Origin of the sequence: Leeuwenhoekiella palythoae, from assembly GCF_020310025.1 — a bacterium.
GTDB classification, from domain to species: domain Bacteria; phylum Bacteroidota; class Bacteroidia; order Flavobacteriales; family Flavobacteriaceae; genus Leeuwenhoekiella; species Leeuwenhoekiella palythoae.
Genome location: NZ_CP084318.1, coordinates 636430 through 657317, shown reverse-complemented (window position 1 = coordinate 657317; position 20888 = coordinate 636430). Strand labels below are relative to the sequence as shown.

Sequence of the window (20888 nt, the reverse complement as noted above, 5' to 3'; positions counted from 1 at the left end):
TCAACACTCTTTTATGCGATTTTCTCTTTTTTCCACAGTGGTGGGTTGCTTATTGTTTTTTAGCTGTCAACATCAGGACACCCAAGCGGTCGCTACTGATGCTGCTCTTTGGCCAGAACTGACACAAACCGCTAAGCCCTGGACGCGCTGGTGGTGGATGGGAAGCGCGGTAGATAAACCTAATATTAAAGAACATCTAATCGCTTTTGAAAAAGCCGGACTGGGCGGCGTAGAGATCACACCTATATATGGAGCTAAAGGCGAAGAAGAACAATTTCTCGAGTTTCTTTCTCCGGAATATTTAGAGCTTTTAGATTATACAATTACTACTGCAGACAGCCTGGGGCTTGGTGTAGATATGGTTTTGGGTACCGGATGGCCTTATGGAGGCCCTCAGGTAGAGCGTGAATTCGCCGCGACCAAATTGGTTGTTCAAAAGTACATACTCAAGCAAGGCGAGGTCTTTGATCAAGAATTAAAGCCGGATGCTAAAGAACGACAGCCAGCGTCCCTGAGTGCTGTGCTGGCTTATGATACTAAGGGTAATTTTAAAGATCTAACTGAAGAAGTGCGTGAAGGAAAACTTAGCTGGACTCCTAAAGATGCTGCTTACACGGTGTATGCTTTGTTTACCGGCAAAACCGGGCAGCAAGTAAAGCGGGCAGCTCCGGGAGGTGCCGGCTATACCTTAGATCATTACTCTAAAGAGGCATTTGAAGATTATGTACAACCTTATGATACAGCATTTTCCGAAATTCAAGGGCATCTGCGCGCGATTTTTAACGACAGCTATGAAGTTTATGGTACCGACTTTACACCGAAGTTTTTTGATTTTTTTAAACAATGGCGGGGTTATGACCTTAAACCTCACATCAATCTTTTATTGAGTGATAGCGATAACGATTTAGGAAATCGCGTTAAGAGCGATTATCGCGAAACACTGTCTGATTTACTCCTGCATCAATTCAATGAGCCTTGGACTGACTGGTCTAACCAGCACGGATTTAAAACCAAATTACAAGCCCACGGCTCGCCGGGGAATCTTATTGATCTTTATGCTTCGGCAGATATCCCGGAGTGTGAGACTTTTGGTTCGATGCCTTTTGATATTAAAGGGTTTAGACGTGAGGAAGAAAATATTCGTACGGGCGATGCAGATCCCGTGATGCTCAAATTCTCTTCTTCGGCAGGTCATATCGCCGGGAAGCCCCTCATTTCCTCAGAAACTTTTACCTGGCTCAGAGAGCATTTTAAAACAGCCTTGTCTCAGGCAAAGCCCGAGGCGGAAGAATTACTGCTTAATGGCGTGAATCATATTTTCTTACACGGCTCTACCTATTCCCCGGAGCGCGCCGGTTGGCCGGGCTGGAAGTTCTATGCCTCGGTAAATTTTAGTCCGAAGAATACCATCTGGAAAGATGCTTCGGCATTGTTTGGCTACCTCGGCAATGTGCAATCGGTTTTACAAGAAGGAAAAGCAGATAACGAGACTTTGTTGTATTGGCCTATTTATGACCAATACAACAGTTATAAGGATGGGAATTTATTTTTTCAGTTTAAGATCCATTCTTTAAATGAGTGGTTGCTTGACACGCCGTTCTATGAGACCACAAACACCTTGATGGATAAGGGCTACGGAGTAGATTTTCTGTCGGATGCTTTTCTAAAACAAGCTAAAGTAGAAAATGGCAACATCGTTTTACCCGGCGGAACTTATAAAGCTTTGGTGATTCCTGATTGCGAGTTTATGCCGTTAGCCAGTTTAGAAAAACTGGTAGCACTTAAAAACGCCGGAGCTTCTGTGATCTTTACCGGTTTACCAGAAAGCGTTCCCGGATATTTTGAATATGAACAACAAACTGCAGCACTTCGAGACCTGATCGCTAAAAATAATCTAGCCATTACTGCTTTAGAATCAGGTTTACGTGCAGCGGAAGTACATCCTGAAACCTTAGTAGGATCGGGATTGAAATTCATCAGAAGAGCTGAAGGCAATTCTAAGATTTACTATTTGGTCAATCATACTTCAGAAGCTATTGATACCTATATCCCGTTATCAGGCACGGTTGATAATGCCGTGCTTTTAGATCCGCTTACGCGAAAAGTGGGTACGGCAGCTGTCCGTAACACAGAAGGGCAGGCTGAGGTTAAAGTGCAAATAGCTTCGGGGGATGCGTTGATCTTAAAAACCAATTGGAGCTTGCCAGAAGAACACTGGGCGTATACGACGCCGATGGCTGAAGGAATTCCGCTAAAAACCGAATGGAACATCAACTTTGAAGAAGGTGGACCTGTGCTTCCGGAAGCTGCGACTTTGAGTAGTTTAAAATCCTGGACGACACTTGGCGCAGATGCTGAGCATTTTTCAGGTACTGCAAGCTATACCACCACGTTTACTAAACCGGAAACCGAAGCAGATACTTGGCAACTTGATCTGGGAGATGTGAGAGAAAGTGCTGCGGTGTGGCTCAACGATAATTATATTGGTACTGCCTGGTCGACGCCATACCATTTGGATCTTGGTGCCTTACAAGCAGGAGAAAACACCTTGACCATCAAAGTGACCAATCTAGCAGCAAACCGACTGCGCGCTAAAGAATTGCGCGGGGAAGAGTGGAAGACTTTTTACGAGATCAATATGGTAAATAAAGATTATAAACCTTTTGATGCCACCGTGTGGGAACCCACACCTTCAGGACTTTTAGGGCCTGTTCAATTGGTGCCATTGGCTATAGAAACAAAATAATTCACGAGATATAAAACGAATATAGATGAGAAAACTACTGGTTTTAGCTGTTTTGGCAGCATTCAACTTTAATTGTGCGGCGCAGCAACAAATCAATCGGGATGATGTGCTCGCAAAAATGGAACTTGCCAATGCGTATTTTATGAAAAAATGGCCTGATGTAGGCAAAACCATCATCACCAATAAAGAACGCCCGAGTAACATTTGGACGCGCGGCGTGTATTATGAAGGTTTGATGGCTTTGCACGAGATCTACCCTAAAAAAGAATATTATCAATATGCTTTAGATTGGGCCGATTTTCATCAGTGGGGTTTCCGCAGTGGAAATGAAACCCGTAATGCAGATGATTATGATGCAGCGCAGACCTACATTGATTTGTACAATTTGCAACCTAATCCTGAAAAGCTGAAGAACACCAGAGCCTGTATGCAAAAGTTTTTGGTAACACCACAAAACGGCGATTGGGATTGGATCGATGCCATCCAAATGGGAATGCCGGTTTTTGCTAAAATGGGCGTACTAGAAAATGATGCGCGCTATTTTGAAAAGATGTACGAGATGTATATGGAAAGCCGCAACGTTATTGGTGAAAAGGGTTTGTTCAATCCGGAAGACGGTCTGTGGTGGCGTGATGCAGATTTTGATCCGCCGTACACTGAGCCTAATGGAGAAGACTCGTATTGGAGTCGTGGTAATGGTTGGGTGATCGCTGCGTTGGCAAAGACGCTTTCGATCATTCCTGAAGATGCTCCGCACCGCGATCAGTATATTGAAGACTTGCAGGCGATGGCCGAAGCCCTTGTAAAAGTACAGCGCGAAGATGGGTTTTGGAATGTGAGTTTGCACGACCCAACACATTTTGGAGGGAAAGAAACTTCGGGTACGGCTTTATTTGTCTACGGAATCGCTTACGGAATCAACAACGATTTATTAGACCGTGAAGAATACCTGCCGGTAATTACTAAAGCTTGGAATGCGATGGTCTCGGAATCGCTTCACGAAAATGGCTTTTTAGGTTGGTTACAATCTACCGGAAAAGAACCTAAGGACGGGCAGCCGCTATCTTATGAGAAGATCCCTGATTTTGAAGACTATGGTTTGGGGTGCTTTCTGTTGGCAGGAGCCGAATTGTACCGTTTAGAATACTAGAATTTAAGGGATGTCTAAACGCTTAAAAAATATACTTATGCTACTAGGCTTTGCAGTTACGCTGCAAAGCCTTTTTGCACAGCGCCAAACCTATAATTTCAATAGCGATTGGCAGTTTAAAACCGGTGAGATCGAAGGTGCTGAGGCTACCTCTTTTGACACCGAAGGCTGGACGAAGGTAACATTGCCGCACGCGTACAATCAAGAGGAGGCCTTTTTAAAAGCCATTGATGAGCACAGCACGGGAATCGTATGGTACCGTAAAAATTTTGTACTTCCGGAAGCGGCAAAGGGACAAAAGATCTTTTTAGAATTTGAAGGCATACGCCAAGGCGGAACTATTTATGTAAACGGAAAGCAAGTAGGATTGCACGAAAACGGGGTGATGGCTTTTGGTTTAGATCTTAGCGATATCGTTGTATTTGACGGAAAGGAGAATTCTATTGCCTTGCGTATAGACAATGATTGGCATTACCGACAGCGCAGTACCAATGCAACCTATAGGTGGAATAATATCAATTTTAATGCAAACTATGGCGGGATTCCTAAAAATGTATTCATGCACATTACAGATAACTTATATCAAACGCTTCCGCTGTATTCAAATCTTGAAACTACGGGAGTTTATGTCTATGCTACGGCTTTTGATATTCCACAGGCAGCGGCTACCATTCACGTAGAATCTGAAGTAAAAAACGAATATGACACATCTAAAACTTTTCAATTTTCAGTGGCTGTTTTTGACCTGAATAATAAAAGGATTGCTGAATTTTCGGGAGCGGAAACAAGCCTTAAACCGGGGGAGCGCACTATAGTTTCCGCAGCAAAACGTCTCAATGATTTGAATTTCTGGAGTTGGGGTTACGGGTATTTGTATACGGTTAAATCGATGTTGAAAGTTGATGGTAACGTCATTGATGAAGTCAGTACCAAAACCGGTTTTAGAAAGACCGAATTCAAAGAAGGAAAAGTTTATCTCAACGATCGCGTATTGCAAATGAAAGGCTATGCCCAGCGCACCAGTAATGAGTGGCCGGCGATCGGGATGTCTGTCCCGGCGTGGTTGAGTGATTTCAGCAATCGTATGATCGTCGAAGGCAACGGGAATCTTGTGCGCTGGATGCACGTCACCCCGTGGAAACAGGATATCGAGTCTTGCGATCGCGTGGGCCTGCTCCAAGCGATGCCTGCCGGGGATGCCGAAAAAGATTCTCAGGGAGACCATTGGAAACAACGAACCAACCTGATGCGTGACGCGATAATCTACAACCGAAATAATCCCAGTATCGTGTTTTATGAAAGCGGGAATGAGTCCATTAGTGAGGCGCATATGGCCGAGATGAAAAGCTTACGCGATACCTACGACCCCTATGGCGGGCGTGCTATTGGTTCGCGTGAAATGCTAGATAGCCGTGAAGCAGAATATGGTGGCGAGATGCTTTACATCAATAAAAGTGCAGGAATCCCGATGTGGGCTACTGAGTACAGTCGGGATGAAGGGATGCGCAAATATTGGGATGAGTTTTCACCACCTTTTCATAAAGAAGGCGATGGACCTTTGTACAAAGGTGAACCGGCAACGTCTTACAATCACAATCAGGATCGGCACGCGATCGAGGATGTTATTCGCTGGCATGATTATTATGAAGCCCGCCCGGGAACCGGTCACCGCGTGAGTTCGGGGGGTGTGAATATTATTTTTTCAGACTCCAACACGCATTATCGCGGGGAACAAAATTACCGTACGAGTGGGGAAGTAGATCCGATGCGTATTCCTAAAGACGGCTATTTTGCACATCAGGTGATGTGGAATGGCTGGGTAGATACAGAAGAGCACGGCACGTATATGTTGGGGCATTGGAATTATCAACCCGGCACACAAAAAGATTTTTATGTGGTTTCTACCGGCGAAAAAGTCGAACTTTTTATCAACGGAACGTCGCAAGGCTTTGGTAAGAAAGCTTACAGTTTTCTGTTTACGTTTGAAAATCTAAGGTTTGAAACCGGTAGTGTCAAAGCCGTGAGCTATGATGCCGAAGGAAGGATCCTGAGCACAGCAGAAAAGACCACCGCAGGAACACCACATAGCATACGATTGAAGCGTTTAGAAGCACAACTTCCATTTAAAGCTGATGGTGCAGATGTTGCGCTTTTTGAAGTGGAAGTGGTAGATAAAGACGGGCAGCGTTGTCCGCTTGATAATTCAAAAATCGAATTTGAACTGGATGGTCCGGCAATCTGGCTGGGAGGAATTGCAGGTGGTCCTGATAATTACATTCAGTCGAAAGTGCTTCCGGTTGAAAATGGTGTAAATCGCGTGATGATTCAATCTACGACGCAGGCCGGGAGCATCAAGATTAAAGCTAAAGCTTCCGGAATCAAAAATGCTTCTATACAATTGGATTCCGAAGCATTTGAAACCCAAAACGGACTGGCAAGCGTACTCCCCGGTACAGATCTGCCTTCGTATCTCGACCGTGGCCCAACACCCAAAACACCTTCTTTTTCGTGGAAACGTAAACCGGTGTTTATTCGTTCGGCGCGAACCGCTAATGAAGAAGATGAGCCGTATCTGAGTTATGATGATAACGAACTCACCGAATGGCGCAATGACGGTCAAGAAAAAACCGGTTGGATCACCTATACTTTTGCCAAGGAGGCCGAGGTCAATGAGTGTGTGATTAAATTGACCGGTTGGCGCAGAAAAAAATATCCTTTACGTATTTTAGCAGGGGATGAAGTCCTCTTTGAGGGCGAGTCCTGGCAAAGTCTTGGGTATATCACCATTCCTCTGAAAACAGTAAAAACAGATGAGATCACGGTGCAGTTGGCCGGAGCTCAAACGGAGGAAGATGGGTTTAACGATATTGTTGAGGTTGATCCTGATAAAGAACTTGATTTATTTAAAGACGATAAAGCGGCAGCAGCCAAAGGGCAGTTGCGTATAGTAGAAATAGAATTTTATGAAGAATTATAAATCCGTTTATTCGGTATTCGTATGGGCTTTAGGCTTTAGTTTCGTTAGTATGAATAGTCTTCACGCACAAAAGGAAGTCAAACTTTGGGAAAGCGGAGTTCCTAATAGTAAAACCGATGCAGCCTATCAAGAAGTACAACACGCTGATAACGGGCAGGTGTATGGTGTAGATAAGGTTACCGATCCTACCTTGACCATTTACGAGCCCGAAGCCGTCAAGGCCAACGGAACTGCCGTGGTCATTTGTCCGGGTGGTGGTTATGGGCATCTCGCGATTGATAAAGAAGGCTACAAGCTTGCTGCCTGGTTTGCAGAACAAGGCGTAACCGGTTTTGTATTGAAATACAGATTGCCAAGCGATGCGATTATGGAAGATAAAAGCATAGGGCCACTACAGGATGTGCAACGGGCCATTCGCTATGTGCGCGAGCAGGCTTCTTCTTACGGCATTGATACTTCAAAAGTGGGAATCATGGGCTTTTCTGCGGGAGGGCATTTGGCGTCAACCGCAGCTACGCATTATGCTGATAAGGTTTATGATGCCACCGAAGGCATTTCCGCAAAACCCGATTTTTCGGTATTGATCTATCCCGTGATCAGTATGCAAAATGGTATTACGCATCAGGGTTCTAAGGATAATTTATTAGGGAAGAAAGCCTCCAGAGGCGCTGCGTATGCGTATAGCGGCGAGTATCAGGTAACGCCCGAAACCCCGATGGCTTTTCTGGCGCACGCCACCGATGATTATGCGGTTCCTGTAGAAAACAGCATTAACTACTACTTAGCATTGAAAGATGCCGGAGTTCCTGCGGAAATGCATTTATACGAAGATGGCGGCCACGGTTTTGGAATGGGGCGCACCCACACGGCCGATTCCTGGCCTGCGGCTTTGAGTTTATGGATGAAAAAGCACGATTTGATTTCAAATTAAAATTACTCGTGCAAATTTTAACCGGCCTATTGAAAATCTAGCGTAAAATTTGAAGTGAAGAGGTCGTGAAATTTTAGACTGTTTGAGCAAAACGAATTTTTTATGTTATCTACAATGCTTCAAGCGAGTTTCTAAAATTTAGACCTCAAGCAATAAATTTAGCTAGAGTTTCATAAGCCTAGATTTTTTTGGTTCGTTTTTTCATCGATGGAAAAAATGAACATTAATGTTTAAAGTTATGACTCGATTCTTTTCAATTCTGATATTACTATGCTGTTTGTTTTCCTGTAAAGCTCAAGATCCAGCTTATATTTTCACCTATTTTAAAGGAAATGGAGAAGACGGTTTGCATTTAGCCTATAGCACTGATGCTTTACATTGGCAGTCGTTGAATGATGACCAATCGATTCTTACGCCTGAAGTTGGCGAGCAAAAATTAATGCGCGATCCTGCAGTGATCAAAGGTGGCGACGGCGTCTATCATATGGTTTGGACCACCGGTTGGACGGAACGTGGAATTGGTTATGCTTCTTCTAAAGATTTGATCAACTGGTCTGAGCAGCAACTCATCCCGGTGATGCAACACGAGGAAACCGCACGCAACTGTTGGGCTCCGGAAATTACCTATAATGCGCAAAACGATGAATATATGATCTACTGGGCGACCACCATCCCCGGCCTTTTTCCGGAAACGCAATCTGAAAAAGATGCCGGTTACAATCACAGAATGTATTATACCATCACCAAAGATTTTAAAGCGTTTACCACGGCTAAAGTCTTATACGAACCCGGTTTTAACTCGATAGATGCAACGATTCAATGGGATGGTGAAAAGTATGTGATGTTCTTAAAAGATGAAACCCGCGAACCTGCGCGTAAGAACTTGAAAGTAGCTACAGCACAACATTTAACCGGACCTTATTCTGAAGCGAGTGCTCCCATTACCGGTAAGTATTGGGCAGAAGGTCCTACCGCTATTCAGAAGGATGGCAAGTGGTTGGTGTATTTTGATAAATATACAGAACATCAATACGGCGCTGTACAATCAACCGACTTAAAAAATTGGACTGATATTTCTGATCAGGTTTCTTTTCCTGACGGAATACGTCACGGTACAGCGATACAGGTTTCTACTGAAGAATTGAAAGCAATTCAGGAGGCGTTTCTCGATAAATGATATTTATAAGTACAAGCACGCGATGCAATTGCGCGCTTATACTTAGGTTTTTTGAATCGTCATGCTGAACTTGTTTCAGCATCTCACTAAAGTTGCTTTCACAAATTAACTCCGTCTCCGCGTCGCTTTTCCTCCTATCTTTTGAAACTTTTTGCAACTATGAATTGATTTGCGTCGTAATGCGACTTAAAAAAACGGTTTCAAGCCTTCCCATTTTACGTTCCAGCTGCCGTCTTTTGGGAAACCGGGATTTTTAGTTTCGGCACCATCCCAACCCGCGCACATCATCGCCACCGCAGTAAGCAAACCGCCGTTACCGGGCATATACAGCGTTAAGCGTTCTTCTTGATAATTGTGACCATTTTTAAGATAGGTGTTGGTTTGTACATCCATAAACAAGGCATCTACAGCCTTTTCAGGCATTCCCAATCGCGCAGCGGTCATTGCAGTCATCGGAAAATCCCAGCCCCAGGTATCTTCCCAAGTCCATACTTCCCAAACTTTATCAAACGTATTGCGCATCGTAGCCTTGTTGAGTAAAGGCGTTTCCGGTAACATTCCATAAGCCCCAAAAACCGAAGGATGATCAGTTAAAAACTCGGGGTTGGTGTAGGAATCTGTGGCGCTTTCCGTGGCCAAATAATAATCTTCCTGAACCGGCAAATCCGAAAGTTTTTCCAGAACCTCCGTCCATTGCTCAAGAACCGGTTCGCCTGCTCGTTCTTTCCATGCTGAAGCAGTTTTGAGTGCCCAATTCCAATACGCGAGTTCGTAGGTTGGATTGAAGGTTTCGGTCTTTTCAAATCGCTCCTGCGCAGGAATTACCGGTGGTCCCAATACATAACGATCATTTTCTTTATCATAATCGGGAAACGAAGCCATAAATTCCGCGGTAGCAAACACCCGTTCTTTGTATTTGTTGAGTGTTGCTGCGCTAGAATCGTCGCGGTAAAGTAGCTCGGCAAAGGTGATGAAATGCGGTTGTTGCCAAACCAGAAAAGCACCTACAGATGAAGGACCTTCATCTCCGTACGGATCGGTCATTTTTTGCCACCTCGCACCTTTGAATCCTTGACGTTCCGCCAGGGCTTTAGCATTCTCAAAAGCACTTTCATACCAGTTTAAGGTGTTTTTTAAATATTGAGGTCTGCCCCAAAGTGCGTAGTGAACCCCGTGCCACCAATGCATTTCCAAATGCGGCTTTCCATACCAACTGTTATACGTAAGTCCGGTTTCTTGCGGTGGCATTTTTCCTGCAGTTTGCGCTTTCGTCAAGTATTGGGAGAGCACCACACGACGCTCGAGTTCATTTGCTCGCGGATTGGTACTTCCTGAGAAATCTACGATTCCGCCATCAGACCAATAATTTTCCCAAGCTGTTGCGCTATTTTTAAAAATGGTTTCGGTAGTATTTTTTCCTTTCGGTTCGGTATCCGCAAACGTGCAGGTTAATGCGATTTGGTTTCCTGTAGGTTCCACAAGAAAATAGTGTGCTTCCTTTTCAGAAACTGTAGCCGTTCCTTCCCAATTTAGAGCAACTTTATAGTTCAGTGAATCCAACTGACGTTCGATCAGGGCAGAAGTATCATCTTGCGCTGCTATACTGCTTTTATAATGTTTTGGATTTTTCCACTGCGTGCCATAATCGGTCCAGGCAGCGGTAGGAGCCGCAAAACGCAGGCGTATTTTAAGTTGGCCACTTGCAATTAAGGCTGAATTTACTTTAACGGCAATCGCGTCACTATCTGGAGCGCTGGCGGTTTTCACTTTCACAGGAATACCTTCTACAGTGAACGAACTGGTGAGCTGGCCCGTCCATAAATCTAAGGTTTGATCCATGTCGCTGAGGTCTTCCGGTTTAACTGGAGTTCCATCCTTTTTGGTGAGTTCAAACCCCAGATTTCCTAAATGTACCCGATGCGGATTTGACCGGAAAAATTCAACGGCTTCCTTGGCATGTTGCGGGCTTTTTATCTGGGTGGCATACGATACTTTTCTTCCGTTTTGATCATAGTCTTTTAAGGTTTCTTCAAACGAATAGCCTTGATCGTTGGGCTTTGCATTCCAACCCCACTCAGACAAGGTTCCTAAAGGGATTCCTCTTTGATAATATTCCGGAAAGCTTTGCAACCCCGTGACATCTGTTGTAAACGCAAAAGCACCGTTGCCCACGGTTAACGAAGCAAGCGTATCTACTTCAGAAATGTGCACGTTATGCCTGGTAACGACTGCTTTTCGATCTATAGCGTTATCTGCGGTTTTCTCTTTATGTTCTTCTTTTTTGCATCCGTAGAGGCTAAAGGCCAAAACGATCGAGGTGATCCAGAATGTGTTCTTCATCTTCTTATGGTTTCAATAATGTGATACTCATCAGCCCGATGATCACATCATTCGCCAGAGCTTCGAGCGTTAGTTTTTCTAGTGTTTTTTGTGGGTTGAGCGGAAGGTCGAGAACCGTTCCTGCGCCGCCATCAATTCCGTAATTGGTAAAGCCGTGAATGTTGATATAGTCTTTAAAATCACGTGTGATCTCTCCGGTTTTAAAAATGACCCGAGGTGGTTTGGGCGCGCCGGTAGTAAACGCATAACCATCGGTATAATAATCCTGCTCGATAGGCCACCAGTTTTCAGGGTTTTTAAGTTCTAAAACCGCCGTAGTTCCATCGGTATAGGTGACAGTTACTATACCATTCACCAGTTGGGTTTGCATCGGGTTGGTGGTTCCAGCCATCAGCAAATAGGCGTGGGATGCCTTGCCTTTAAGCGGAATAGTGATCGAATCGGGATAGTTGTTCCATTTTGAGGTGAGTGCGATATTGAGCGCATCTTCTTCTGAAGGTGTTGCGTAAAGGATTCCATTAGATCCCTTAAGAATTCCGGATTTGGAAGCCTTGCGAAGTCCGGTATCATCAAGATATATATCCTCAGCGACATTGGGATAACACCAATTGCCAACGCCGGTAGTAGGGAGTTGCAGGGTAGGAGATTGGGGGCGCGGACTCAAATACTTCTGCTGAAATACTTCGTCTACCCGTGCATTAAAAAAGCTACTGATGTTTGGCATCGATTGCTGCTTTCTGCTGGAGTTTGGAATATCCCAATTGGTAAATGGTAGCTGAATTTTTTCTCCGGAAGCAAAGCTCAGCTCAAGCAGATTTGTTCCCGGAAAGCATTCTGTCAGTGCCAATATTATGGTTGCTGATTCTCTAGCTTTGAAACGTATCTGTTGCGTAGCTGTATGGTTGATCTCTAAATCACTGGAAACCTGTGCATCGGTATTATTTTGAATAGTAATCGCCAAATGGTCGTTTTCCAGTTGTGTAGATAGGATTTGAAATTTCGGTTTTACTTCAATTTCTATCGGTTGCCACCACGTCACGTCGTTTTGTTTCAGCTTTACAAAAAGCATCTTGTGTCCCGTTTCAGAATCGATTTGCCCGGTCAATTGATGCTTTGTATGTTGTGGATTAGCCAAAACCTGCTGCGGATCTTTAAGTTCAAGTAGTTCAGCTTTATTTGATTTGAGTACAAAAGCTGCTCCTTGCGTATAAAAAGCGTTGCTCTGAAGTTTTTCAGGCGTAGTGCCTTCAGTAGTGACCTGAATCGTATAGTTTTTATGAATCCCTGCCGGAATTAAAATTTTCGGTTTACCGATGGCTTCAGCGACCAGTTGATAATTCACCGAATTTCCATTGACTATAACCGCTTTGATAGTAGTGGTATTGAGGCTCAATTCCAGCTCCAGATCCACATCAGTTTTAAATTTATTAGTAATCGTATAGGTTATGGTGTTTTCTGTTTTTTTGAAAGCAACATCAAGGTCAGGAAGATTGAGGCTGGCGTGATCCCATTCTTCTGGAAAGCCCGGTTTGATTTTCAGTTTGTGTTCCAAAAGATTGGGTTGAATACCAAAAAGTCCTTCTATCAATGCCCGGGAAGCTACCCCAATCGGGTCGGCAAAATCCCGATACAATTCCCCTCGAATCGCATCATAAAAGGATAACTGCTGAAAGCCACCCGGTGATGCGCCTAAATACATACTCTCCACCAAAGCACTTTCAAAAAGTTTATAACCTGCTTCGGGATTTCCACCCTGCCAGAAGGCCAGTGCAGTGTTGAGGTTTTCAGCAAGTGCTACATTGTTTACAGACCAAGTGTAGGGTTGCCAGTTTGTGGTGGAAACCAATTCGAGATCTTTGTGTGGAAGTCCTTCTGCCTGCACCGGAATATGCGGAATTTCCTTTTGAATATACTGTAAGGCTTGTTGCTGCTGAAATGCATCCGGCACGCCCTTATCGATGGCGTGATACACCGTCCAAATCCCGGGAGACGTGTGAAGCAATTTATTTCCCAAAGCATCTTGGTATTCGGCATACACCCCTTGATCCGGAAGCCATAATTTTTGCTGAATGGCTGTTTTTATCTTTTCGGCTTCATCTAAATAGGCTTGCGGATCTTTACCTAAACGTGCCGCCAGCTTTGCCGCTAAAGTATTCGCGCGATAATTATATGCCGAAGTATACGTGACCGCACCGCCACTGTATTGCAACGCGTCGCTTGCCCAGATGGCCGCATAAGCATCGTACAAACCATCATCGTTGGTGTCGTAGTTGCGCTTTTCCCAAGCCAAATGCCGCTCGATCACCGGAAAGATTTCCTCTAAAAATTCGGGATCCTCGTTCCAGTTGAAATAGGTAAGGAGCTGGTCTATAAAAACCAGATTCATATCATAGTGATGGGCGCGATCATTGCGGTTGGGATGTCTACTGATATAACCTTTACTGAACATCGCCGTGCCCAAAACCTCTTTTTGTCGGGCAAAATTACGACTGCTGTCAAGTACCACAGGTCCGCGTTCGGGTTCGAGCACTTGAGAATTTCCGTAGCTTTTAAAATGGGTTTTTGCGCGATCGTGCCAACCTAACAAATCTGCATTGTAGGCCCCACGCCATGCGTTGAGGTGCATCCGCCAGGCTACGGCACCGTGTAAAAAAGCGGGATTCTCCCAAATCGCATCTGCCCCTGTAGCCAGTGCACCACCTAAGGTATTGAGGTACGAATCAGGAGTATTCAGTTTAATTCTGTTTGCTAAGGTATCTGCTTTGAACCTTGCTTTTTTAAAGGCTGAAGCACTGCTTAATACTTTATCAGAAGTATCATCTGTCGTATGCTCAATGTTCCAATAATAGGTTTGCTCAGCTGATCGTTCAACCGTTCCATAAATGACAGGAAGAGAATCTAATGTAGCTTGTTGAAGTGCCTTAGGGTTTTGAATAGCGTGAGCACTGCCGAGATTCAATTGCCCTTTAGGAACAATTGCGGTTAGCGTTTTTTTATTGGTCTGACTTTTTGCATCCCAGTTGAACTGAAGGGTAAATCCGTTTTCTTTGAGATCATAAGAATTGTGCCGGGCATATTCCGGTTGTAGATAAAATACTGATTCCGGATCCGCGCCGATATCGCCATCACGATGGAATTTCTTTCCGCTTGCACCGCCAAAAAGCCAATGAAGAGCAACAGCCTTGGGAATATTATGTTCTTCAACCTTTAAAAGAAATCCTTCGGTTTCTGCTGAAGCCAAAACACTAAGTTTTAAAAATCCGTTGCCTAAGAGTGCATCACGAATTTCGTACTCCATCATTCCGGGAATGTATTTGGTTGTAATGCTGTCGGCTTCAGTGATCCATTTGGATTCTATTTCCTTAGATATTCCCAGTTTGAAATTTCCACCCATTCCGGGCAGGTATAATGCAAATTCCGGCAGGTCACCGGTTTCTAATCTAAAACCGGTATTGGTACCGTATAGTGCTCGATTGAATTTTCGAGAACCATTAACCAGAACAAAAGCGTTTCCTTCCGGTTTGTAATGAATTGTTCTTGGTTTGTTATGCCAATATTCCTGTTTTTGCTGGCCGAGTCCTGACCAGGTAAAGCCTATTAAAAACAGAATAAAGAGTGGTTTTAAAAAACGTTTGGTGTTACTGGCGTACATCTCGTTCAGTCTATAGTTTCCGGAATCAATTTTATGTTTGGTTTTGGAGCTTTTTTCATTCCATAGCCCATATAAAAACCGGTATGCGGCGGCTGATTGTAGCCTACATTTTGCCAAGCGATGCTCAAGCGGTATTGTGGGTCGTGCATCAACGTATACATACGGTGCGTGGTAGGAATGGTTGTGGAGTAGATGCGCATCTCGTCACCCTCTTTACTTGGGAGGAGTAATTCTTCACGCCAATCTCCTAGAATATCAGCACTTAGGGAAGGTGTCGCTTTACTCCCTTTAGACCACGTAGCACCATCGGCATTGAATAGCATTCCTTTTCCATATTTAGCAATGTAGGTACGGTCTAAAAGTTCGCGGCTAAAATCGCCATCCCACCAGATCAGGAAGTTGGCAGAGCGCGGAGCTTTACCAATTGCATTTCCTTTAATGTCGTGTAAGTCTCGGGAACCCAGCCACCACATTTGTGCACCTACGCGGGTAGTGTCTATATTGGCTGCTACACCGCGACCAATATCGCGATTGGGTTCGGCGGTGTATAAAACGGTTCCATCTTTTATAGAAAAGAGCGCAATTCCCGGACCTTCCGTTCCGTTTTCGATCTCGTGAATTCCAAAACGTTCTAAGCCGGGAACATCGGGGTCCAGATCACTTACGTGAATCGCGTCGCCGTGTCTAAAACCGGTGGAATACATTCCTGTGCCGTCATCATCAACAGCCATTGCGCCGAAGATGATTTCATCTTTACCATCACCATCAGCATCTGCAACCGATAGGTTATGATTTCCTTGCCCTGAATACGGATTTTCTCGGTTCTCACTGTCAAATACCCAACGAGAGCTGATCTCACCCTTTTTAAAATCAAAAGCAGCAAGCACGGTGCGACCATAATAACCGCGTCCCATCACAAAACTAGGATGAATTCCGTCTAGATAGGCCACACAAGCGGTAAAGCGATCTACGCGATTTCCGGTATTGTCATTGCCCCCGTTTCCACCGTGACCACCCCATTTGCTGATGTCGCCTCGCGGCGCAATATAATCGGTAGTAGCAAGTGCTTTCCCGGTTTGACCGTCAAAAACGGTGAGATATTCGGGCCCTTTTATGATCTTTCCGTAGGTTCTACTTTTTTCATCAATATCGCGCCAGTCGGCTTCCGGATCGCCTATGACATTTCCTAATGCATCAGTGGTACCGTCTGCTGTTTTGCAGACCATTTCGGCTTTGCCATCACTGTCAAAATCGTAGACTAAAAACTGTGTATAATGTGCTCCTTCCCGAATGTTTTTTCCGAGGTTGATTTCCCATAACAATTCGCCAGACAACTCGTAGGCCTGAAAAATAGGGTCGTCTGTTAGTCCGCGATGGGAGTTGTCGTGCCCTCTTCCCATCTGATGAATAACCAACTCGTACTGCCCATCTCCGTCAAGGTCTGCTGTGCTGGCATCCCCGGGAGCGTAACCTTCAGGAGTTTGCAGCGGAATACTTAGATAAGGTTTGTACTCAGCATTTGCCGCAATACTGAACGTACCGGGCTCCTTGGATTCTTTTCCGTTTACAACCGAAGTCACAAACCAGGTGTTTTTTTTAGACCAATCTACTTCTGCATCAATAAAAAATGTACCGCCAGAAATAGATGCTGTATTCAGTTTTTGAGGTGTTTCCTCGCCGGTCTGGCGGTACAAATTAAAATGAAGTTCGTCGGGGTCTGTACCTAAAACCCGCCAACTGACTACAGCAGTTTGATCTTCTTGCAGAATGACCACCACGCCACGGTCTAAGTGCTCCATAAGACGTTGTGCAATGCAGGTTTGAGATAGACAGAGTAAAACAATGATTAGACCGTATTTTTTAAATCGAAAGCTCATAATTAAGGTGTTTCCTGTGGTTGAAAGGTGTAGGGTAAGGACTGGTGTTTTGCGCTAATCGTGAAATAATCGGGCAGTACGCCGGGATCAATTATAAACAGTTTTAACTGATATTTTCCGGGATTGAGTTTTTGAAGGTTTACTGAAGCGCGCGCCTGATTACGCAAGACGTTGGTCTTCCAGTTTTCGTTTCTTCCTTTTGTTTTAAAATCGATAATTTGTACGGGTTGATCGTCCCATTGAACGCCAATTTGCAACTGCTGTTCACCCGTGATTGGGTGATTGGGAACAGCGGTAAGCGTAAGGACAGCGACTTCAAGATTTTGCTCAAGATTGATATCATAATGCAAAACCGGGTTGCCTGTAAAATCTGTATCTGAATACGCTTTTTGAGTAACAGGCGTGAGTTGTAATGCAGTTTTAGAGTACCCCAAACCTGTTAATTCCTGCGGAAAGCCTTCTTCAAAATTTGCTGCATCAGAAAAGTCAGCCACCTTCCTTGAGATCACGGGCTTTGAATATTTCTGAATTACATCTTCATCAGCAAGTACGGCATCGGGTGCTTTGTAAACCGGTAAACCGCGTGGCGCACTGTGCATCATTTTATTCCATTTACCATCAGCGATCTGAGTGTTGTACTTTTTAGTGAGCTCCTGAATCTGCTGTTGTTTTAGCGCGATGGAATCCTGATAGTTTTGCATTAATTCTGGTTTTTGTTTCGCATTAAAACTCGCTAAATCCCGATATAAATATTTTTGATTCATTGCTGAAGCGCCCAAAATAGGGTAGGCCACAAGCTGAAACCAGGCGTCTTGCTGCGCATCGTCTATTTTATGGGTGAGCGCATCAACCTCTTGTTCCAAGTGTTGATAAGCAGCACGTCGTTGTGGATTTTCTTCTTCTAAACTAAATTCTGTCAAATGTGTAGGACGTGTAGGTTCGGTTTGACTCCATCCCATAAATTCAGGTTTTCTGAGCCAGGCGAGGTCATAATAGGTTTCACGCAGGCTGCTAATTTCGGCTCCTAGATCATTTCCGAAGATTCCTTCATAGAAATCGGTCATATGTTGTTTATAGCTATCCGGTTTTCTAAAGGATTCGGGATCAAAAGCGAGATCCATAAAGAACTGCATATTGTATTCTGCAGGTTTAAGATCGCCTACGTTGAGAATCCAGATCTTGTCTGCACCGGTGTCGTAGGCCTTGAGCATTTCTTCTCTAATAAGTGCCGGGTGTGTGGTGCTCAACCAGAGATAATCGTGCGGTCTTCCCCAATAGGAAGCGTGGTAATACACTCCGCTTCCGCCACTGCGCTGGCGTTCTTTGGCATTGCTTAATCGGCGAATGTAGCCGTAGTTGTCGTCGGTCCACATCAGGGTTATGTCTTCAGGAAGCTCCAGACCATATTCATAAACATCGAGCACTTCCTTATAAACGGTAAATACTTGTGGAATTTCCTCAGGATTCCCAACGTGCTTTTGTAAAAGTTTCCGCTGATCTTGAATGATTTGATTAAGGATATTAGCCGCGTCTTCCGTGCTTTTTGCGCCCGCCATTCCGCTGTCGTGAACGCCTCGCATTCCCACGGTGTAAATACCGTTGGCGTTTTGGGCTTCTTCTACGCGATCTTCCCAATACTTGAGTACTTTTTCTTTATTGCTGAAATAGTTAAAATCACCCATCGTATCGTGATCCCATTCGTCAACATTGTTGCGTAGCATCGGCTCGGCGTGTGAAGAGCCTAAAACGATCTCATAGTTTTCGGCCATTTTCAGATTATCCGGATAGTGAAAAAAGGCTTTGGTGCTGGGGTGCATCGCCGGCCAAATCGCATTGGCTTTTAGGCGCAACAATAATTCAAAGATCTTTGCGTAGGTTTTAGGTCCTATATCACCGGTTTCGGGTTCAAAGGTATGCTCGGCCCAAGGTTGCAATCCCCAATCTTCATCGTTAAGAAAAATACCACGGTATTTCACTTGTGGACTTTTAGACTGAAATGAACTGACCTCAAGTGTTAATTCTTCTTGCTTTTCAGGAACTACGTCAGCCCACCAATACCAAGGAGAAACGCCAATTTTTTCTGAAATATCAAACACGCCGTAAGCGGTTCCTCGGGCATCTGCGCCTGCAATAACCAAAGCATTTTTGATAGGGCTACTTTTCGGTTTTACAAGTTTAAGGGTATAGCTTTCCCAAGCTTCTTGTTTTGGGGTGGTTGCTTCTGAAAAGCTTTGTATCAAATCAGAGGCTTGATCACCTATAACGATTGCGTTTCCAGATACTGAATTTATAGCAGTAGTTACCTGAGGCAAATATCCACTTACGCGTTCAATATCTTTTGCAAGTAAGTGTGCTGCAATAGAATCAAGTGCAACTCCGTCTTTATCATAAATAATACTCACTTTTTGACGTTCTGTTACCAGCTCAAAATGATTTGCAGCTTGAGAGCAGGCGGCAGTGAACTGAAAAATACAGAGAAAAAAAGCGAGGTAACTTAGAAAGTCCAATTTCATATTAATCTTCATCATTTGCGATGTATAGGGTATTAGGGAATTCAACGCCCGGCGCATTTTCAATAGTTAGCGTAGAACCATCGGTGATATTGAGGCTCACATTATCAAGGGTCCAGTCTTTACTGTACGTTATTTGACCGGCTTCCTGTGCAGCAATATGCACATCAGTAAGTTGAATATTGCTTACGGTAGAAGTTTCCATTCCGTTTACATAGATCGCGCGTTTGGCGCCTTGAACCTCGATGTTTGAAATGCTAATATCTTTAAACGTCGGGATTCCTTTTTCTGGAGGCGTAACTTCTTCGAGTAAGGTTTTCCAGCGTTTTGGGATGGAATCGTAATCATAGCCCTCCGGTAATTTAGAATAGCTGTACGAAGGATTCCAGTTCATTGAAACTTGCATAAAAGTTCCTACACTATCCATCTTGATATTTTGCATATGAATGTCTTCAACCGTCCCACCACGATTGGTAGCTGATTTTATTTTGAGTCCGGTTTTGGTTCCTTTTCCTTGAATGTTGGAAACAAATACGTGCCGAATATCTCCACTTGTCTCACTACCAATGGTCGTCAATCCGGACCCTGCAAGGGCGATACAATCTCTGATCACCACATATTCGGTAGGACGATTTACCCGAAGTCCGTCCCAATCACGTCCTGCTTTCAGACAAAAATTATCATCGTTGCAATCGATATCGCAGTTTTGAACTAAAATATATTTTGAACTGTCAATATCGATCCCATCGGTACTGGGGCCGTGACCGCCAATATTGTTTCGAATGGTCAAGCCGTCTACTGTAATGTGGTTGGAATAGAGTACTTGTACCGTCCAAAATCCGGCGCGCTGAATATTGAGGTCTTTTAGAAATACATTTTCAGCATTTTGAAGCAGAAAGGTACGTGGGCGTTTGGCATCATAATCTACGATCCAGCGTAAACCTTTGGGTTCATATTCTTCGCGTAAGTTCCAATAATAATCCCAATAGACTTTTCCCTGACCGTCAACCAAGCCCTTTCCGTCAATGGTTACATTTTTTTGGTCTAAAACGTTGATGAGTGCGGCAGGCCATTTCATTTCGATACCGGCTACGCGGGTATCGATCTCAGGATAATCTTCAATAGACTCGCTACCCAAAATGGCTACACCTTCCGGAATATTGAAGTGTACATTTTCTTTGATAAAAATAGAACCGCTAAGATAAGTTCCCGGCTTGAACGTGACCGTGCCGCCACCGTTTGCTGCTGCAGCATCTATGGCTTGTTGAATAGCGGTGGTGGTCAATGCGCTTCCGTCTGTAATAGCATCGTAGTCATTTACATAGAAATCGTCTTCATTGAATTCAATGTCATCTGCGCCCACTTGACTGATCCATTCCGGTTCAGAAGATGTTGTTGCTGAAGTGTTGGTTTCAGAAGTGTTTTTACAGCTTGCAGTAAGGAGTATGCTCAGCAAGAAAAATGTTGAAAAGTATCTCATGGAGTTCTGGTGAAATCGACAAAACAATATCAATAATCTCAATAGAAA

The 20888-nt window shown here is 44.2% G+C and carries 10 protein-coding genes; 5 read left to right on the top strand and 5 right to left on the bottom strand.

Annotation, left to right across the window (positions count from 1 at the left end):
• Positions 1–13: 13 nt before the first annotated feature.
• From LDL79_RS02615 to LDL79_RS02595, 5 genes are all read left to right on the top strand, one after another.
• A complete protein-coding gene (locus tag LDL79_RS02615) occupies positions 14–2746 on the top strand; it encodes a glycosyl hydrolase (RefSeq protein WP_225599064.1) in 2733 nt (910 codons plus the stop codon).
• Between the two features lie 25 nt (positions 2747–2771).
• The gene (locus LDL79_RS02610) at positions 2772–3896 is read left to right on the top strand and encodes a glycoside hydrolase family 88/105 protein (protein WP_225599063.1); all 1125 of its coding nucleotides are present in this window, start codon (positions 2772–2774) and stop codon (positions 3894–3896) included.
• 37 nt (positions 3897–3933) lie between these two features.
• Positions 3934–6873, top strand: a complete 2940-nt coding sequence (locus LDL79_RS02605; RefSeq protein ID WP_225599062.1) for a glycoside hydrolase family 2 protein — start codon at positions 3934–3936, stop codon at positions 6871–6873.
• On the top strand, positions 6860–7804 hold the full coding sequence (locus tag LDL79_RS02600) for an alpha/beta hydrolase (protein WP_225599061.1): 945 nt from the start codon (positions 6860–6862) through the stop codon (positions 7802–7804). The genes LDL79_RS02605 and LDL79_RS02600 overlap by 14 nt, the downstream gene beginning before the upstream one ends.
• 226 nt (positions 7805–8030) lie before the next feature.
• Positions 8031–8981: a glycoside hydrolase family 43 protein gene (locus LDL79_RS02595; protein WP_225599060.1), complete on the top strand. Its 951-nt coding sequence runs from the start codon at positions 8031–8033 to the stop codon at positions 8979–8981.
• Positions 8982–9167: 186 nt separating this feature from the next.
• Here LDL79_RS02595 and LDL79_RS02590 read toward each other — a convergent pair whose 3' ends face one another.
• From LDL79_RS02590 to LDL79_RS02570, 5 genes are read right to left on the bottom strand one after another with little or no spacing between them, the layout of a single operon-like run.
• A complete protein-coding gene (locus LDL79_RS02590; protein WP_225599059.1) occupies positions 9168–11321 on the bottom strand; it encodes a hypothetical protein in 2154 nt (717 codons plus the stop codon).
• Positions 11322–11325: 4 nt separating this feature from the next.
• Complete coding sequence (locus LDL79_RS02585; RefSeq protein WP_225599058.1) at positions 11326–14973, bottom strand: DUF4450 domain-containing protein; 3648 nt, start codon at positions 14971–14973, stop codon at positions 11326–11328.
• Positions 14974–14978: 5 nt separating this feature from the next.
• On the bottom strand, positions 14979–16850 hold the full coding sequence (locus LDL79_RS02580) for a rhamnogalacturonan lyase (RefSeq protein ID WP_317197762.1): 1872 nt from the start codon (positions 16848–16850) through the stop codon (positions 14979–14981).
• A gap of 2 nt (positions 16851–16852) precedes the next feature.
• Positions 16853–19378, bottom strand: a complete 2526-nt coding sequence (locus LDL79_RS02575; protein ID WP_225599057.1) for a glycosyl hydrolase 115 family protein — start codon at positions 19376–19378, stop codon at positions 16853–16855.
• On the bottom strand, positions 19365–20840 hold the full coding sequence (locus tag LDL79_RS02570; protein WP_225599056.1) for a glycoside hydrolase family 28 protein: 1476 nt from the start codon (positions 20838–20840) through the stop codon (positions 19365–19367). Before LDL79_RS02570 ends, LDL79_RS02575 begins: the two co-directional genes overlap by 14 nt.
• Positions 20841–20888: the final 48 nt, after the last annotated feature.

Excerpts from the sequence above, each read along its gene's own strand:
- LDL79_RS02615 (WP_225599064.1), top strand. The coding sequence starts at position 14 with ATGCGATTTTCTCTTTTTTCCACAGTGGTGGGTTGCTTATTGTTTTTT.
- LDL79_RS02610 (WP_225599063.1), top strand. The coding sequence starts at position 2,772 with ATGAGAAAACTACTGGTTTTAGCTGTTTTGGCAGCATTCAACTTTAAT.
- LDL79_RS02605 (WP_225599062.1), top strand. The coding sequence starts at position 3,934 with ATGCTACTAGGCTTTGCAGTTACGCTGCAAAGCCTTTTTGCACAGCGC.
- LDL79_RS02600 (WP_225599061.1), top strand. The coding sequence starts at position 6,860 with ATGAAGAATTATAAATCCGTTTATTCGGTATTCGTATGGGCTTTAGGC.
- LDL79_RS02595 (WP_225599060.1), top strand. The coding sequence starts at position 8,031 with ATGTTTAAAGTTATGACTCGATTCTTTTCAATTCTGATATTACTATGC.
- LDL79_RS02590 (WP_225599059.1), bottom strand. The coding sequence starts at position 11,321 with ATGAAGAACACATTCTGGATCACCTCGATCGTTTTGGCCTTTAGCCTC.
- LDL79_RS02585 (WP_225599058.1), bottom strand. The coding sequence starts at position 14,973 with ATGTACGCCAGTAACACCAAACGTTTTTTAAAACCACTCTTTATTCTG.
- LDL79_RS02580 (WP_317197762.1), bottom strand. The coding sequence starts at position 16,850 with ATGAGCTTTCGATTTAAAAAATACGGTCTAATCATTGTTTTACTCTGT.
- LDL79_RS02575 (WP_225599057.1), bottom strand. The coding sequence starts at position 19,378 with ATGATGAAGATTAATATGAAATTGGACTTTCTAAGTTACCTCGCTTTT.
- LDL79_RS02570 (WP_225599056.1), bottom strand. The coding sequence starts at position 20,840 with ATGAGATACTTTTCAACATTTTTCTTGCTGAGCATACTCCTTACTGCA.